Origin of the sequence: Nocardiopsis gilva YIM 90087 (assembly GCF_002263495.1) — a bacterium.
Taxonomy (GTDB): domain Bacteria; phylum Actinomycetota; class Actinomycetes; order Streptosporangiales; family Streptosporangiaceae; genus Nocardiopsis_C; species Nocardiopsis_C gilva.
Genome location: NZ_CP022753.1, coordinates 5,138,092 through 5,155,365, shown reverse-complemented (window position 1 = coordinate 5,155,365; position 17,274 = coordinate 5,138,092). Strand labels below are relative to the sequence as shown.

The 17,274-nt window shown below is 71.6% G+C and carries 12 protein-coding genes and 1 pseudogene; 4 read left to right on the top strand and 9 right to left on the bottom strand.

The window, feature by feature from the left end:
• Positions 1 to 8 precede the first annotated feature (8 nt).
• From CDO52_RS22820 to CDO52_RS22790, 7 genes and pseudogenes are all read right to left on the bottom strand, one after another.
• Positions 9 to 1,291 (bottom strand): annotated as a pseudogene (locus CDO52_RS22820) (glycosyltransferase family 4 protein).
• A gap of 545 nt (positions 1,292 to 1,836) precedes the next feature.
• Complete coding sequence (locus CDO52_RS22815; RefSeq protein ID WP_017620973.1) at positions 1,837 to 2,898, bottom strand: SDR family NAD(P)-dependent oxidoreductase; 1,062 nt, start codon at positions 2,896 to 2,898, stop codon at positions 1,837 to 1,839.
• A gap of 165 nt (positions 2,899 to 3,063) precedes the next feature.
• Positions 3,064 to 4,086, bottom strand: a complete 1,023-nt coding sequence (locus CDO52_RS22810) for an MBL fold metallo-hydrolase (RefSeq protein ID WP_017620974.1) — start codon at positions 4,084 to 4,086, stop codon at positions 3,064 to 3,066.
• Positions 4,087 to 4,247: 161 nt separating this feature from the next.
• Positions 4,248 to 5,492 (bottom strand): lipid-transfer protein, encoded by a 1,245-nt coding sequence (locus CDO52_RS28300; RefSeq protein WP_094932689.1) that lies wholly within the window; start codon positions 5,490 to 5,492, stop codon positions 4,248 to 4,250.
• Entirely contained in the window at positions 5,492 to 7,060 is a 1,569-nt protein-coding gene (locus CDO52_RS22800; protein ID WP_017620977.1) for an OB-fold domain-containing protein, read from the bottom strand. Before CDO52_RS22800 ends, CDO52_RS28300 begins: the two co-directional genes overlap by 1 nt.
• Positions 7,061 to 7,088: 28 nt before the next feature.
• On the bottom strand, positions 7,089 to 8,264 hold the full coding sequence (locus CDO52_RS22795) for an acyl-CoA dehydrogenase family protein (RefSeq protein ID WP_094932688.1): 1,176 nt from the start codon (positions 8,262 to 8,264) through the stop codon (positions 7,089 to 7,091).
• A gap of 30 nt (positions 8,265 to 8,294) precedes the next feature.
• Entirely contained in the window at positions 8,295 to 9,518 is a 1,224-nt protein-coding gene (locus CDO52_RS22790) for an acyl-CoA dehydrogenase family protein (protein WP_017620979.1), read from the bottom strand.
• 344 nt (positions 9,519 to 9,862) lie between these two features.
• On the opposite strand from CDO52_RS22790, the gene CDO52_RS22785 reads away from it, so the two are divergent.
• On the top strand, positions 9,863 to 10,447 hold the full coding sequence (locus tag CDO52_RS22785) for a TetR family transcriptional regulator (RefSeq protein WP_017620980.1): 585 nt from the start codon (positions 9,863 to 9,865) through the stop codon (positions 10,445 to 10,447).
• Between the two features lie 241 nt (positions 10,448 to 10,688).
• Positions 10,689 to 11,885 (top strand): steroid 3-ketoacyl-CoA thiolase, encoded by a 1,197-nt coding sequence (locus tag CDO52_RS22780; protein ID WP_017620981.1) that lies wholly within the window; start codon positions 10,689 to 10,691, stop codon positions 11,883 to 11,885.
• A 456-nt stretch (positions 11,886 to 12,341) separates the two neighbouring features.
• On the opposite strand, the gene CDO52_RS22775 is transcribed toward CDO52_RS22780, so the two are convergent.
• Positions 12,342 to 14,183, bottom strand: coding sequence for a hypothetical protein (locus CDO52_RS22775; RefSeq protein ID WP_026126238.1), 1,842 nt, complete (start codon positions 14,181 to 14,183; stop codon positions 12,342 to 12,344).
• Between the two features lie 237 nt (positions 14,184 to 14,420).
• Positions 14,421 to 15,443, bottom strand: coding sequence for a quinolinate synthase NadA (nadA, locus tag CDO52_RS22770; protein ID WP_026126239.1), 1,023 nt, complete (start codon positions 15,441 to 15,443; stop codon positions 14,421 to 14,423).
• Between the two features lie 131 nt (positions 15,444 to 15,574).
• Here nadA and CDO52_RS22765 point away from each other — a divergent pair, with 131 nt between their 5' ends.
• Both CDO52_RS22765 and CDO52_RS22760 read left to right on the top strand, forming a co-directional pair.
• A complete protein-coding gene (locus CDO52_RS22765; RefSeq protein ID WP_017620983.1) occupies positions 15,575 to 16,363 on the top strand; it encodes an NUDIX hydrolase in 789 nt (262 codons plus the stop codon).
• Between the two features lie 167 nt (positions 16,364 to 16,530).
• Positions 16,531 to 17,187 carry an HAD family hydrolase gene (locus CDO52_RS22760; RefSeq protein ID WP_026126241.1) on the top strand — a complete coding sequence of 219 codons (657 nt, stop codon included), beginning with the start codon at positions 16,531 to 16,533 and terminating at the stop codon, positions 17,185 to 17,187.
• The last annotated feature ends 87 nt before the right edge of the window (positions 17,188 to 17,274 follow it).

The window sequence follows — 17,274 nt, the reverse complement described above, 5'->3', positions numbered from 1 at the left end:
CGTGCCGGTCACAGGCGTGAGGTCAGGCCGCTCGGGCGTGTCTGGGCGTCCTCGATCGTCTGGGCGTAGCGGCGGGCGGTGGCCTTGGCGACCGCCCGCCAGGTGAACCGTTCCTGGACGCGCTGCCAGGCGGCCTCACCCATGCGCGTGCGCTCCGGGTCGTCGTCCAGGAGCGCGCCGATGGTGGCGGCCAGCTCCTCGGGGTCGCCGGGGGTGATGAGCCGACCGGCGTCGCCGTCGTCCCCCACGACCTCGGGGATCGCCCCGGCACGGCTGGCCACCAGCGGGGTCCCGCAGGCCATCGCCTCCACAGCGGGGAGCGAGAAGCCCTCGTACAGGGAGGGGACGACGGCGACCTGGGCGCTGGAGATGAGGCGGGCGAGTTCGGTGTCGTCGATCCCGCTGACGAAGGTGACGCGGTCGCGCAGGCTGAGTTCGTCGACGAGCTGGTCGGTGGGGCCGCCCGGCTTGGGCTTGCTCACGATGGTCACCGAGACCTCGCGTTCGGTGGCGAGCTTCGCGGCGGCGCGCAGCAGCGTCGCGACGCCCTTGAGGGGGCTGTCGGCACTGGCCACGCAGACGAGGCGGCCGGGGACGCGGTCGACCTCGGGGCGCGGGTGGAAATAGCGGGTGTCGACACCGAGGGGGACGACGCCGATGGCGGAGTGACCGACGCCGAACTCGCGGACGATGTCGTCGGCGGACGACTGCGATGGGACCAGGATGGGCTGGAGGCGGCGGGCGACGCGGCCCTGCATCCCGACGAAGCTGTACCAGCGCCGCTTGGACAGGCGCTGCCACCCGGTGGCCTGCTCGAGCTCGATACGGCGGTCCACGGTGATGGGGTGGTGGATGGTCGTGACCAGCGGAAAGCCGATCGCCTGCAGGCCGAGTAGTCCGTAGCCGAGGGTCTGGTTGTCGTGCACGACGTCGAACTCGGAGCGTCGGCGGCGCAGCTCGCGGTGGGCGCGCAGGGAGAAGGTGAGCGGTTCGGGGAACCCGGCGGTCCACATCGTGCCGACTTCCAGGAGGTCGATCCAGTCGCGCCACTGGGAGAGCGGGGGCGCCGTGAACGGATCGGCGTCGTTGTAGAGGTCGAGGCTGGGGAGCTTCTCCAGGATGACGCCCTCGTCGAGTTCGGGTAGGGCTGGCCGGAGAAGACGGTGACGCGGTGGCCGAGCGCGGCGAGTTCGCGGGAGAGGTGGCGGATGTAGACGCCCTGGCCACCGCAGTGCGGTTTGCTGCGGTAGGAGAGCAGGGCGACGCGCAGAGGACGTTCAGGATGCGGCATAGGTCCAACCCATCGGCAGGGGTGTGGGGCTAGCGGGTGCGGGGTGAGTGTGGGGAGCTGTCGCTCGCGGAACTCCCCGTCGCGCGCCGGAGGCCGGGTGCTGTGCAGGGGCCGGGTGCAGTGCACTCGGCAGGTGTTGCGGCGAGTACGGGCGCTGTGGGGACGGCGGGTGCTGTGGAGCGAGCGTCGGCGACGCGCTTCCGGCCGGCACGGTCAACAGCTCACCTCGTTCGTCGCTCGTGGACCCGCTTCCTAGGGGCGCCCCCAATAGCGGTCCGTTTCGCTCGGGGCCGGCCTCGTCGACAGCCCGCGTCCCAGAAGCCAACCGCCGTCGACCCCCGCCACCCCTCATGGGCGGGTCGTTCGGGCTGGTACTGGGACGCTCGCGATGTTACCGGCCAGTTTAATACCTGGCCGTCACTAGCGGATATTCAGTACTTGGATCTTATGTCGGGACAAACCTCCGATGGCCGTTGGTCCGCCGCCCGGTCCGGGTTCGCTGGATCCGCGGCGGCCGAGCGGGGGTGCCGGTCGACTCACGCGACTCACGTCAGCTCCAGCACGTCGGTGGCGACGAAGCCATGAGCGGGGAGCGCGGCTTCAGCGAAGGCCCGCGCCACCTGTTCGGCCGAGGACCAGCAGCCGTCGGCGCGCAGGGTTCCGGAGACCGAGGGCGGGGACATGACGCCGATGACCCCGCCATGCACGACGAACACCTGTCCGCTCACGTGTGCGGCGGCGGGGGAGGCGAGGTAGGCCACCAGTGGCGCGACGTGCTTGGGGGCCAGCGGGTCCGGTCCCGCGTCGGGAGCGGGGCCGAACACGTCGGACGTCATCGCGGTGCGGGCGCGGGGGCAGATCGCGTTGGCGGTGACGCCGTAGCGGCCGAGCCCCTGCGCCGCAGTGGTGGTCAGGGCCGCGATTCCGGCCTTGGCGGCCGCGTAGTTGGGCTGGCCCGGCGAGCCGAGGAGGAAGGACTCCGAGGCGGTGTTGAGGATCCGGCCATAGACCGGGCCGCCTTCGCTCTTGGACTGGTCCCGCCAGTGGGAGGCGGCGGCGCGCGATGCGCTGAAGTGGCCCTTGAGATGGACCCGGACGACCGCGTCCCACTCCTCCTCGGACATGTTGAACAGCATCCGGTCTCGGGTGATCCCGGCGTTGTTCACCAGGATGTCGAGCCGCCCGTACCCCTCGACGGCGGCGGTGACCAGCTCCTGGCCGTGCCCGATGTCGGCGATGTCGCCGGTGAGCGCCGTGGCCTGCCCTCCCTCCGCCCGGATCTCGGCCGCGACCTCTTCCACGTCTGTGCCGAGGTCGTTGAGGACGAGCCGCGCGCCGAGTGCGGCCAGTGCCTGAGCGTGGGCGCGGCCCAGGCCTTGCCCGGCACCGGTGATGACGGCGACCCGGCCGTCGAGGCTGGTGTCCGGAGCGTCCTGCCCCGGCCGGTGGGACCGGTCGGCCCGGTCGGCCCGGTTTGGGTCAGTTGGCAGGTGTGGGTCAGTTGGCAGGTGCGGGTCGGTCGGCGGGCGTGGGGTCGTCGGCAGGTGTGCGGTGGTGGGCTGGTGGGACGGCGTGGGACAGGGGTCGGTGGGTCCGGTCGTGCTCATCGGCGAGCTCCCGCCTGGCCGGTCGTTGGGTAGAACGCGTTCTAGTATGCGTCTCCGGGAGGGCTTCGCAAAGGAGGGGAACAGAAGGGAACAGGAGAGAAAGCAGGGGGGAAGGAGGGGAAGGCGAGGGAGCACACGGGGAACGGGCGCGGCTCGTTCTCCCCGTCACCCCTTGGCGGCCGGGGCGATGCTGGGCGCCGTCCACTCCAGGACGCCCTCCGGCCGGGTGTGCCGGACCGCCTGTTCCCTCCGCTCCAGCGTGCGCAGGTGGGCCGCGGTCTCCGAGGCCGCCATCCGCCGGGCCAGAGCGTGCATGTCGGCCCAGGAGCGCCGCCACGGCAGCGCCGAGGCCAGCTCCCACAGTGTCGCGGGGTCCTGGCCCAGCGCTGCGGCCAGGAGATCCAGTTTCTCCTCGTGGTGCGCGATGATCTCGGCCGCCCGCGGGCCGATCCCGGTGAACCGGTGCTCATGCGCGGGCAGTGCCTGGGCGGCGCCCAGCTCGCTCAGCCCGGCGAGGGAGTCCAGGAACGTGCTGAGCGGGTCGTGCTCCTCATCGAAGGGGAAGAGCCCGATGTGCGGCGTGATACTCGGCAGCACATGGTCCCCGGTGAACAGGTGGTCGCCGTCCTCCAGGTGTAGGCAGATGTGGCCGGGGGAGTGGCCGGGCGTCCACACCACCCGCAGCTTGCGGCCGGGCACGTCGACGAGCTCCCCGTCCATCAGCGGGCGGTCGGGCATCTGCGGCGGGTCCAGGCGCGGGTCCAGCCGCGCCCACAGGTCCACCTCCTCTTCGGCGGCCCCGGCCAGGCGGAGCTGGCGCACCTCCAGCTCGCGCTGCCCGCTGCCGCCCAGATCGTCGATGCGCCGCAGCAGGTCGATATCGGCCTGGTGCATCGCGATCCACGCCCCCGACGCCTCGCGTACGCGACCAGCCAGCCCCGAGTGGTCGGGGTGGAAGTGGGTGACGACCACGCCGTGCACGTCGGTGATGCTCGACCCCATCTGTTCCAGGCCGGCGCTCAGCGCTTGCCACGACTCCTCGTGCTCCCATCCGGCGTCCACCAGGACGGGGCCGCTCGGGCTCTCCAGCGCGTAGATCAGGGTGTAGCCCAGGGGGTTGTCCGGGATCGGTACCGGAATGCTCCAGATCCCCCCGCCGAGGTCCTCCACCGGTGGCATCTCCCGCATGTTGTCGCCCCTCTCCTCGCCCGCCGAGCGCGGGCGTCCGCCGGGTTCGTGCTCACTCGTGCGTCCGGACTTAAACCGAATCGGATTCTAGAGTACGTACCGGCCGGTCAGAGAGAAGCGGCAGCCCCCGGGGTTATCGGCGGACGTGACGGTCGCGCGCGTTAGTCGCGGCTGAGGATCAGGCCGCTCGTCGGCACCCCGGTTCCCGCTGTGACCAGCACATTGGTCACCTCATCGACCTGGTTGGCCGCCGTCCCCCGCACCTGGCGCACCGCCTCGGCGATGCCGTTCATCCCGTGGATGTAGGCCTCGCCCAGCTGCCCCCCGTGGGTGTTGACCGGCAGCCGACCGCCGAGCTCCACCCCGCCCTCGGCGACGAGGTCCCGGGCCTCTCCGCGCCCGCAGAAGCCCAGTTCTTCCAGCTGGACCAGGACGAAGGGGGTGAAGTGGTCATAGAGCACCGCCGTCTGGATGTCGCGGGGCTTGAGTCCGGAGCCGCGCCACAGCCCCTCGGCGACGATCCCCATCGCCGGCAGCCCCGCCATGTCATCGGCCGGGTCGGGGGAGCGGGTGGAGCAGGAGTGGGGGGAGCAGGAGTCGGTGGAGTGGGAGGAGCCGGGGTGGGTGGAGTAGTACGACGTCATCATCATCTGCCCCGGCGCCGACCCCTGCGCCGCCGCGGCGATGACGGCGGGCGGCTGCCGCAGGTGGCGGGCGCGCTTGGTGCTCGTCACAACCACCGCGACGCCCCCGTCGCTCTCCTGGCAGCAGTCGAACAGGCGCAGCGGCTCTACCACCCAGCGCGACGACTGGTGGTCCTCCAGTGTGATCGGCCGACCGTGGAACCAGGCGTTCGGGTTGGTCGCGGCGTGCCTGCGCGCCGCCACCGCGACACGGCCGAAGTCGGTGCTCGTCGCGCCGTAGGTGTCCATGTAGCGGCGGGCGAACATGGCCACCCACCCGGCCGGGGTGAGCAGACCGAACGGCACGTGCCAGCTCATCTCCAGCCCCTGCGACGTCGGCGCGCGCAGCGCCCCCGGCGCGACCTGGCCGAAGCGCCGCCCGCTGCGCTCGTTGAACGCGCGGTAGGCCACGACGACCTCGGCCTGACCGGTGGCCACCGCCATGGCGGCCTGCGCGATGGTGCCGCACGCCGCACCGCCGCCGTAGTCCACCCGGCTGAAGAACCGCAGTGCGCCCGCGCCGATCTCCCGGGCGACGGCGATCTCGGCGTTGGTGTCCTGGGTGAAGGTGACCATGCCGTCGACGTCGGCGGGGTGCAGACCGGCGTCGTGCAGCGCGGCGACCGCCGCCTCCGCGGCCAGCCGCAGCTCACTCCGCCCGGAGTCCTTGGAGAACTCCGTGGCACCGATACCGGCGATCGAGGCCACGCGTGCCAGCGACATCAGCCCTCCTCCCCCGCGGTGCCCACGGCCGGATCCGCAGCCGGAACCGCCGTGTCGGGCACGTCGACGACGACCGTCCCGCTGACGTGGGTCCCGGTGGTGTTGGTCCCGCGTATGGCCACGGTCGTCCGTGACCCCTCCCTTTCGGTCACCGCTCCGCCGAGGGAGAAGGTGTCCCCGGCGTGGTTGGGCACGCCGAGCCGGATGGCGATGGAGCGCACGCGCGCCGCGGGCCCGGCCCAGTCGGTGACGCAGCGCTCCACCAGCCCCTGCGTGGTCAGGATGTTCATGAAGATGTCGGGCGCCCCCTGGGCGCGCGCCCGGTCGGGGTCGTGGTGGATGTCCTGGAAGTCGCGGGTGGCCAGGGCCTGGGTGATGATCGACGTCCGTGTCATCGGAAGTTCCAGGGTGGGCAGCGCGCTCGCGGACGGGCCCTCCGGGCCGGCGGCGTCCACCGGGCGCCATTGGGGGAGGACCAGGTCCTCGTCGACCCGTTCGAAGTCGACGCGGACCCGCATCCCCGAGTGGACGCGCTCGGGTGCGATTCCCAGGATGTTGCCGACCATCCGCACGCCCTCGGGAAGTTCGACCACCGCCACCACATAGGGCGATGTCCGGCCGGGGACGTTCGGATGGTGGTGCACGACGTGGCTGAAGACCTTTCCGGTGCCCGCGGCCACGACGTGATCGCGGGTGGTGGAGTGGCACGACGGGCACATAGGGCCGGGCGGGTGGCGCAGGCGGCCGCAGTCGGCACACCGCTGAATGCGCAGCTCGCCGACGAGTGCCCCGTTCCAGAAGAAGTGGGTGTCGGCGTTGCGGACCGGACGCAGGGGATAGCTTCCGGGTTCGGCCGCGGGCGCCGGGGCAGCGGACTCCGTGGAGGATGCAGAGGCAGACGCCGAGGCAGACACAGTCGCAGAGCCAGAGGAGGCAGCGGAATCGGAGGCGGCGGGAGGGTCGGTCGCGGCCGCGCGCTCCTTCGCCGCCTCGCGCGTCGGCGGCTGGAACTTCAGTACCCGGAAGAGCATCCGCCCGACACGTTCGTTCCCGCTGTACCAGGTTGTGTGCCAGGTGAGGAAGTAGCCGGTCCCCAGGGCGGTCCGCTTCGGGCCGGTCAGGTCGCCGAATCGGGTCGTCGTCCGGAGCCGTTCCCCCGGGCGCAGATAGCGGTCGTAGCTCTGCTCGCAGTTGGTCGCGACCACGCCCGCGTATCCGCCGGTCGCGAAGTAGGCGAGGAGGTCGTCGACCGCGCTCTCGGGGCGCTCGGCATGGTCCTCCCGGTCGTGCTCCACGGGAGCCAGGTATCCGCGCATCGTCCACACCTGCAGCATGGCCGGTGGCGCCACGAGACCGTCGTGTCCCGCCCCGCGAGCGGCCTCTTCGTCCAGGTAGACGGGGTTGGTGTCGCCCATCGCCCGCACCCAGTGGCGGACCATGGGCGTATTCACCGGGTCCGGGGCGGTGCCACCGTCCACCTCCCCGCGTTCGCGGGCGGCGGCCGCCAGCTCCAGCAGTCGGGCGTGGAACGCGTCATCCACTGTGTCCACTGTGCGGTCAACGGTCACGGGGGGAGTCCTTTCCGCTGGCGCGCGCCTAGCGCGGCGCGCGGGGCAAGCCCAGGCCGAGTGTGGCGATCAGTTCGCGCTGCACCTCGTTGACCCCGCCCCCGAACGTCATGACCAGGGCGCCCTTGGAGCCGGAGTCGAGGCGGGCGAGCAGGTCCCGGGTTCGGGGGTCGGCGGGGTCGCCGTAGCGCGACACGGTGTCGGCGATGATCCGCGGCACCTCCTGCAACCGTTCCGATCCGTAGATCTTGTTCGCCGACGCGTCGGCGGCGCCCAGCCAGCCGGTGTCGATGGTCGATGCCACCTGCCAGTTGAGGAGTTCGTTGACGCGGAGGTAGGCGTAGACGCGGCCGAGGGCGCGCCGCACCGCCGGCTCGTCGACCAGTAGTCGGTCGTCCGCGCCATCGGGGCGGTGCGTCGACTGCGCCCAGTCCAGGAAGCGGTCGTAGAGGTGCCCGATGTTGCCGGAGGGGCCGAGCGTGAGCCGCTCGTGGTTGAGCTGGTCGGTGATGAGCCGCCAGCCCCGGTTCAGCTCGCCGACGAGGCGGTCGGCGGGCACGTGCACATCGGAGTAGTAGGTGGTGTTGGTGTGGTGGTGGCCGTCGGCGGTGACGATGGGGGTCCAGGAGAAGCCGGGCTCCGCCGTGTCGGCGATAAGGATCGAGATGCCCTTGTGCTTGGGAGCCTCAGGGTCGGTGCGGGCGGCCAGCCAGATGTGGTCGGCGAGGTGGGCGCCGGAGGTGTAGATCTTCTGCCCGTTGATGAGGAAGTCGCCGGAGTCGGCGCGTACGGCGGTGGTGCGCAGCGACGCCAGGTCGGTTCCGGCCTCGGGCTCGGTGTAGCCGATGGCGAAGTGGATCTTGCCGGACAGGATCCCGGGCAGGAAGCGCTGCTTCTGCTCAGGCGTGCCGTGGTGGAGCAGGGCCGGGCCGACGGTCTGCAGGGTGACCAGCGGATAGGGCACTTCGGCGCGGGTCACCTCGTTGACGAAGATCTGCTGTTCCAGCGCACCGAGCCCGCGGCCGCCGTACTCGGTGGGCCAGCCCCATCCGAGCATGCCGTCGCGGCCCATGCGGCGGATGACCCGCTTGTAGGCGGGCGGGTCGGTGGGGTGCGCACGCTCCTGCGGGGTCATGACCGCCGAGAGGTAGGCGCGCAGGTGGTCCCGGAGCTCGCGCTGCTCCTCGGTGAGATCGATGAACATGTGGGGTCTCCATGGGTCCCTGGGAGCGGACTAGGGAGCGGACTCGGCGTGGACGTGGACGGGAGCGTCGAGGGCGGCCAGTCGGCCGAGCGCGTCGAGTCGCGTCTCCGGCCCGCCGAGAACCGTCGAGGCCCACTTTCCGATGGAGAAATGTCGATGCAGGGGGTAGGTGACGTCCACGCCGAGGCCGCCGTGCAGGTGTTGAGCGGTGTAGAAGGCGTCCAGGACCTGGTCGGTGATGAGGAGTGCGGCGGCGGCCAGCACGTGGTCGGTGTCGTCGGCCGCCTCCGCCGCCGTCGCGGACGGCGCGTCGGCGCCCGCGTTGGGGGTCGGGCTGGGGGTCGGGTTCGCCGCTCCGCTCCTTGCGAGCCGCCATGCTCCGGCCCACATCGCCGCGTCCAGAGCGCGGGTGGCCACGTAGATGTCGCCGACCTTCATTGTGACGGCCTGGAGCTCGGCTAGGGCGCGGCCGAACTGCCGCCGGGTCTTGACGTGCTCGGTGGTGAGCCCGAGCGCACCGGCGAGGGCGCCGGAGACGGTCGCGGCGAGTCCGGCCAGGGCGCAGCGGTGCAGGGTGCGCGCCGCCGCACCGGTGGTGTCCCCGCCGAGCAGCGCGGTGGCCGGTACCCGTACGCCGTCGAGGCCGATGCGGAAGGCCGGGTCGGGCGTTCCCGTCGGCTGAGGGTGGTGGCTGAGGCCGGGGGAGCCGGCGGGGAGGAGGACGACGCCGACTCCGCCGCTGTCCAGCCGCGCCGGAATCAACAGGGTGCGCGACGCGGTGGCGTAGGGGACGGACGTCGCTACGCCGTCCAGGAGGTAGTCGCCGCCCTGGCGGTGGGCGGTCGTCGCCGGATCGGTGATGGCACCGTCGCTGCGGCCCGGCGCGCCCAGGGGCGCCGTCAGGATATGGTCGCCGGTCACGACGGGGGCGAGAGCCGCGCGCTGCTCCGGCGTGCCGCACAGCGCCACCGGCAGCGCCCCGAGCGCGAGCGTGGCGAAGGCGGGGACCCGGGCCGCGCGGGCCCCGACCTCCCGCAGCACCACGGCGACGTCGACCGGGCCCGGCCCGGTTCCTCCCTCATCCTCTCCGACGGCGGTCCCCAGCAGTCCGGCCTGTGCCATGCCCTTCCAGGCCGCCGTGTCGAACGGTGGGTCGTCGGGGGCGTCCAGCGCCCCGCTGTCGGTCGCGCGCGCGAGGACGTCGGCCGCCAGCGCGCGCAGGTCCTGTTGATCGCGGTCGAGGGAGTAGTCCACGGTGCACCCCGCTGGTCGCCGTCGTAGCCCAACCCTGCCCCGTTCAGTAGAACAAATTCTATTAAGTCGCGCCAGAGCCCCGGATGGTGTGTGTTTCCGGTCTCTTCGGCGTCGTGGACATCGCCCGATGAGGCCTTATCCACAGTTGTCTAATGATGAAGTTCTAGGTGATCCTTGGATAACGTGTTCTCATAGAAGTCCGGCCGGACGTTGGCGGATGGCGTCCGGGTGACGGGGGAGTGGCCGACACGGCCTGTTCGGTCGTGCCAGGGTCCACGCGGGGCGGATGTGCCCGCGACGACGATGATGGGAGTAACGCCGTGGCGGTCCAGGCGCCGATTGGGATGCGGATGCGGAATCAGAACCAGCGCCGCAAGCGGATCGTTCAGACGGCGGCAGCCCTGGCGTTGCGCGGCGGCGTCGAAGCCATGCAGATGCGGACGGTGGCCGAACGCGCCGGTGTGGCGCTGGGCACGCTCTACCGCTACTTCCCATCGAAGATGGATCTGGTCGTCGCGGTGGTCACCGAGGAACTGGACCTCTTGGAGACCAGCATCAGCCGCCGCCCGCCGAACGCCGAGACCGCCGCGGGCCGCGCCGTCGACGTGCTGATGCGCGCCACCCGGGGATTGATGCGCGAGCCGGAACTGGCCGACGCGCTGGTCCGCTCGCTGATCATGGCCGAGGTCAAGACCGAGCTGGGCGCGCGCATCACCGACCTCCTCTACCGAGTGGCCACGGGGACTCCGGTGACCGAGGGTGAGGAAGGCGCGCTGCCCGACCGCGACGCCGACGACTATGTCCTCGTCGGTTCGCTTGCGAGTATCTGGATCTTCGAGCTGCTGGAGATCCTCAAGGGCCACCGCGACATGGAGCAGGTGCAGCAGCGCCTGGAGGTCGCGGCGGAGCCCCTGCTCGCGGGTTTCTGATCGTCGCCCATCGGCGCGCCTCTTCGGTGCGTGGGTGACGAGTTGTGGATCACCCGGAAGTCGCCGCGCTGGTGGGCGAAATCTGAAATTCACATGTGGGCTTTCCCGCCCCTATGCCGGGTTCCCGCCCTCTCCTCAAAAATTAGAACGCGTTATATTCTGCTCCCCGAGTGCGCACCTCACACAGCGGCACGATGTCGGCGGCACACAGGTCGGCGGCACACAGGCGGCAGGAGACGGCATGGCGACCCCGGTCATCGTCGAAGCGGTCCGGACCCCCATCGGCAAGCGGCGCGGCGTGTTGTCCGAGGTGAAGCCCATGGCCCTGCTCGCGCATGTCCAACGCGCCGTGGTGGAACGGGCCGGAATCGACCCGCACGAGGTCGGCCAGGTCCTCGCCGGATGCGTCACCCAGGGCGGCGAGCAGGGGAACCACATCGGGCGCCACGCCTGGCTGTACGCCGGACTGCCCTGGCAGGTCGGGGTCACCACGCTTGACGCGCAATGCGGCTCCAGCCAGCAGGCCACGCACATCGCGGCGGCGCTGATCCAGGCCGGTGCCGTCGACACCGCTGTCGCCTGCGGCGTCGAGGCGATGAGCCGCGTTCCGCTGGGTCGCAGCGTCCACCCGGACGACCCCCGCCCCCATGACTGGTCCCTCGACCTTCCCGACCAGTTCACCGCCGCCGAACGCATCGCCCACCGCCGCGGACTGACCCGCCGCGACCTCGACGACTGGGGCGTCCGCTCCCAGGCCCGCGCCGCGACCGCATGGGATGAGGGGCGCTTCGACCGCGAGATCGTCCCGGTGTCCCTCGCGACGGCCGGAGAGCCCTATGCCGGGAACGACGGCACCACCACCCGCGATAAGGGCACCGCCACGCGTGACAGAGACACAGTCACGCGTGACCAGGGCCTCCGCCCGACCACCGCCGCGGGACTGGCCGGCCTGCGACCCGTCGCGGACGGCGCCCTGCACACTGCCGGTACGTCCGCCCAGATCTCCGACGGCGCCGCCGCGGTGCTGCTGACCAGCGAGGAGCGCGCGCGTGCCTGGAGCCTGCCGCCCCGCGCCCGCCTCCGCGCCCAGGTTCTGACGGGGGCGGAGCCCCACTACCACCTCGACGGACCGATCCGCGCGACCGCGCAGGTGCTGACGGCCGCGGGGATGACGCTGGGCGACATCGACCTCGTCGAGGTGAACGAGGCCTTCGCCGCCGTTGTCCTGTCGTGGTCCCAGGAGCACTGCCCGGATCTGGACCGCGTGAATGTCAACGGCGGAGCGATCGCTTTGGGCCATCCTGTGGGCGCCACCGGCGCCCGGCTCATCACGACCGCCCTCCACGAACTCGAACGCCGCGACGCCGCGACCGCCTTGGTGACCATGTGTGCGGGAGGTGCGCTCGCGACCGCCAGCGTCCTGGAGCGGCCGTCCTGATCCGGCTGGCCCGCCACCGTGACGAGGGCGGCGGCCGCATGCCGACGCCACGCGGCGAGTCGACGTGGTGGGCGCCCCTCGTAATTCTCAGCGGTCGCGCAGGACCGCACGGAGCACGTTGACGCGACCGGGCCACGGCGATCGGGGCCTGGTGGCGCGGCTCCCTCCCCCGTCGTGAACAGTGACGGTCCGCGGCGCCCTCACCAGCCGTGGGGACGAGCAGTGGGGACGAGCGATGGGGCCGAACGCGTGCGGCAGGGGGCATGCTCGCCGCTCCAGCGAGGGCGGCTCGCGTCGAGACCATCCCTGCCGCGTGCGCGGCCCCATCGTCGCGATCGATCGGACCGCGCAATCCAACCGCGAGATCCAATCACGCACAGGGACGTCGGGCGGCGTGACACGGTCGGTGACACGTACCCGGCGGTGGCCGTGCGCCCACCGTGCCGGGAACGCGGGTCAGCCCAGGAAGTTCTTCAGGTCGTCGAAGAACCGCGCCATGGGGCTGCCCGCGCCGCCGGAGCCGTCGTCCCCGCTGCCACCCTTGCCGCCTCCGCCGCCGTCCTTCTTCGGCGGGGTCTCCTTATCCGGAGGGCTGGGGCTGGCGGAGACGCTGGGCGAGACTGTGGGGTCCGGGGTCGCGCGGGTGTCGCCGCGTTGCGCGCCCTTCTCCGGCTGCCCCGCGGCGTCGGTGCCGCCCGCACCGGCGGCGGGCGCTCCCGGATTGGTCCGCGGCGCGGTACCTCCGGAGCCTCCCGGTGCGGGGCCCGCGGCCCTCCCGCCACCGGAGCCGCCGACCCCACCGCCCTCGCCGGTGCCGTCCTCGGTGGCCAACTCGTCGCTCAGCGGCGGCGGTGACGGCAGGCCGGGCGGACCCGGATCGGTGATGGTGTCGCCGGGATCGCCGGTCATGAAGACGGCGCTCGCCGACAGCAGCACCGAAGCGGCCACAGTGACCAGGCCGGAGATGGCCGACGCGGGCCAGCGGCGCCGCTTGGCCCCCGGCTTCTTCGTGTCCTTCCGGTCGCCGGGGGATCGGCCGTCATTCTTGCGCGGCGGCCTCGTCGGCCGGGCGATCGGTTCCGTGGCCGAGATCCGATCGACGTCGTTGGTGGTGATCCGGTCCCGGGGAAGCTTCCGGGGCTCGCGGCGCTGTGCGGATCCGCGCGCGGTGTCGCGCGGTGCCCCCGGCTTCGTGGTCTTCCCGGGGGAGGCCCCTTTCCGCGTCGGATCCCCGCGCTTCTCGCTTCGGTTGCGCCGTCGCGCGGTGGTGCGGTGTGCCGCGCCGCGGCTCCCTGAACTCGCGCCGGTCGGCCTGCGCTTCCGGGAGGACTCGGAGGTGTCGGCAGGGTCTGATGTGTCGGTCGCGCCGGACGCGCCGGGCGAGGGCGCCTTGGCGTTCGACGCGGCCTTCGACTCGGTCCGCTCGCGGTGCTGCGGGAAACCCTCGGTGGTCAGGGGACGGAGTTCGGCGGCGGCGTGGCGGCGCGACTCCACCCCCTCGTCGCCGACGCATGCCTCCACGATCTCCTCGCGCAGGTCCGCCGGTGGACCGGGCGGTTCGAGGACAGCCAGGAGCCTGGCCACGTCGGACGGTGTCCAGGCGGGTCTGTCTCCGCCGCTCTGGGCGGATCTGCCCCGTGAGGCGTCGCTGAGGTTGGCCGCCGGGGTGTCGGTGGAGCCGGTCGCCATGGCGTCGGCGGACAGGACCATGTCGACGACGGATCCCGGCGCCTTGGCGAACTCGGACAGGATGTCGGCGGCCCGGCGTACGGCCGCCCGGCACAGCTCCCCCGCGATGTCGGTGTCGAGGCTGAGCACCTTGGCGATCTCGGAGACCGGGAGCGCGTGCCGCAGGTGCAGTTCGAGCAGCTCGCGGTGGCTGGGTGGCAGGCGCCGGGCCACCTCCACGGCCGGGCGTTCGGCCGGGACCGTGGCCAGATCCACGAAGGGAGAGCGTGTGGCGAACCCCTGCTGCTGGCTCGCGGCCCGTGCCAGGGAGAACAGCCACGGCCGGAAGAGGGTGCGGTCGCCCAGTTCGCCGATGAGCTCGGCGGCGGCGAGGAACGTCTGCCGCACGGCCGCCGCAGCGGGCTCCTCCGCGGCGCCGCTGTCTGTGGCCGTGCTCTTCGTGCCCTCCGTACCGCGCGCGGGCTCCACGAGCGACCAGCAGTAGCGGTAGAGCCGCGGGGCGAAGGTGTCATAGCAGCGGTCGAATCCGCGCCCCTCGCGCAGCAATACGGCGAAGTCCGGATCGGACCCCTCTCCCCGTTGATGTCCGGCCTCGCTGCGCGTCGTCACTTCCCCCTCCTCGAGTGCGACACCCGTCCCCGGCGGACCCCTGGAATTGAGACAAGGAGATAGCGCCTGAGTTGTCCGGATGACGCTAACGACGCGGGAACGGTGCTGTCCGGCGCATGCCTGAGCTGTGGCGGGACAGTAAGGGATCTGTTACTCGACGAGAAGGGGCGACTGGCGGGGGTTCGGAGGGCATACGCCGGGTTCCGGACCCCCGATATGGCGTCAGACGGCGGACCGCTACTCGCCGCCGCGCGAGGGGGAACCGATCGCGATCATCCGCTCCACCGAGCGGCGGGCCTTGGTGGAGGTCTCCTCGTCCACCTTGATCTCGCCGCTGCCGTCACGCAGCGCGGTGAGCAGCTTGTCGGCGGTGATCATCTTCATGTAGTGGCACTCGGCGCGCGGGTTGACCGGCTCGAAGGTCGTCGTGGAGTTGGCCGCGCGCAGCTGGTGCAGCATGCCGGTCTCGGTGGCGATGAGGACCTTGTCCGCCGTGGTGTTCTCGGCGGCGGTCAGCATGCCGCCCGTGGAGAGCACCTTGACGCGCTCCTCGGGAACGGTCCCGCTGCCCACCAGGTACAGGGCGGAGGTGGCGCAGCCGCACTCGGGGTGCACGTACAGCTCGGCGTCGGGCTCGGCCGCGGCGCGCTCGCGCAGGGTGCCGCCGTCGATTCCGGCGTGCACGTGGCACTCGCCCATCCACACGTGGATGTTGTCGCGCCCGGTGACCCGCTTCACGTGTGCGCCCAGGAACTGGTCCGGCAGGAAGAGGATGTCCTTGTCTTCCGGAATGGACCGGATGACGTCGGCGGCATTGGACGACGTGCAGCAGATGTCGGTCTCCGCCTTGACCGCCGCGGACGTGTTGACATAGGCGACGACAACGGCGTCGGGGTACTCGGCGCGCCAGGCGCGGACGTCCTCGGCCGTGATGGTGTCGGCCAGCGAGCACCCGGCCGCGGGCTCGGGGAGGAGCACCGTCTTCTCCGGTGCGAGGATCTTGGCGGTCTCGGCCATGAAGTGGACGCCGCAGAACACGATCGTGCTCGCGTCCGCCGACGCCGCGAGCCGGGACAGCGCGAGGGAGTCGCCGGTGTGGTCGGCGACGTCCTGGATCTCCGGCCGCTGGTAGTTGTGCGCGAGGATGACCGCGTCGCGCTCCTTCGCGAGGCGGCGGACCTCCTCGGCCCACGCCTCTCTGGTCATCTCCGTGGTCATCTCCGTGGTCATATTGTCCGCGGTGGCGGTGACCATTGCCATGTCCTTGCACTTCCGTTCGGACGGGGGACGCCGGTCACTGGGCCGGGCGTCGTGTTTCGAGGCGTGTCGTGACGACCACGCCGAGTTTGTGCCTACTAGGCTAAAACTCGACAAAGCCTAACATGTGACCTATGCGCGGGACCGGGGCGGAGGCGGACATCAACGAGAAGGACGAGTCAGGGCGGAGCAGGGGAGGCGTCGAGCGGCCGGTGGCACACCCGGGGCCGCAATCGCCGACGGGGCCGGGCGTTGCCGCCCACGAGGTGCTCGCCGTCGTCTTCCAGATTCGGCAGGATCGACTGAGTGTCCTGCTGTGGCGCCGTGGCCGCCCGCCCTTCGAGGATCACTGGGTCCTGCCGGGCGGTGAGCTCGGCCACGCCGAGGGTTTGGACGAATCCATCCGGCGTCAGCTCGCCCAGAAGGTGGATGTGCGCGAACTCACACACCTGGAACAGCTGGAGACCCGCGGCGCGCCCGACCGCCACCCCTACGGACGCACCCTGGCGACCGCCTACCTGGGCCTGATTCCGGCCGACATCGACCCGGTCATCCCCGACGACACCGCGTGGCACCCCGCCTCCGACCTGCCGCTGATGGGGTTCGACCACGCTGCGATCGTCACCTCCGGCCGCCGTCGGCTGCGCGCTAAGCTCTCCTACACCAACATCGGGTTCGCGCTGGCCCCGCCGGAGTTCACCATGTCGGAGCTCTCCCGCTACTACCGGGCGGCGCTGGGCCACGACGTCGCCGCCACCAACCTGCGCCGGGTGCTCCTGCGCCGCGGCCAGATCGAAGAGACCGGAGAGTCCGTGCCCTCGGGGCGATCCGGCGGGCGTCCGGCCGCGATGTTCCGCTTCCGCGCCCGACGGCTGGAGATCACCGACGCCTTCGCCGTCCTGCGCCCCCCGGAGCGCCGCTGACCAGGGCGCGCCCCGCCACTCGCGCCGCCCGGCGCGTGCGCACACGCCGTGGCCCGACGGCCACGCCCGAACACTCGGTGGGTGTCGGCCGTACGCTGTGTGATGTGCATCCCGTGTGCGTGCGTGCCGGAGGAAACCGCAGCCTGGGACGTGTTAGCGTCCATTTCGTGACGATTCGCAGTGTGGTGTTCGACGTCGGCGAGACCCTGATCGACGAGACACGCATCTTCGCCCGGTGGGCCGACCGGCTCGGTGTGCCCCGCCTGGCGTTCTTCGGGCTCATGGGCGGCATGCTCGCCCAGGGCCGTGAGCTCATGGATGTGTTCCGTGTGGTCAAGCCCGGGTTCGACCTCGAGGCCGAATCCGCTGCCTGGCGTGCCGAGGAACCCGACTCACTGCGCGAGAGCTTCGACTCCGACGACCTCTACCCCGATGTCCGTCCCGCCTTCGCCGCCCTGCGCGGCATGGGCCTGAGCGTCATCATCGCCGGAAACCAGCCGCTGTCGGCCGCCCCTGCCCTGGCGGCCATGGACCTGCCGGTCGACCAGATCCACGTCTCCGACGCCTGGGGTGTGGCCAAGCCCGACCCCGCCTTCTTCACCCGCGTCGGTGAGGTGGCCGGGACCGGCCACAGCGAGATCCTCTACGTCGGGGACCGCATCGACAACGACGTCATCCCGGCGCAGGAAGCGGGGATGCGCGCGGCCCTGCTGCGCCGCGGCATGCTCGGCTACCTGCACGCCGAACGGCCGGACGCCAAACGCGCGGACGTCGTGCTCAACGGCTTGGACGAACTGCCCGGATGGATCGCCGACCAGGGCTGATCACCGTGAACACGGTCGACGAGGCGAGCAGCGCCGCTGTTCGCCGGTCCTTGTTTGCCGCCTCCTTTCCCGGGAAGATTGCGACCC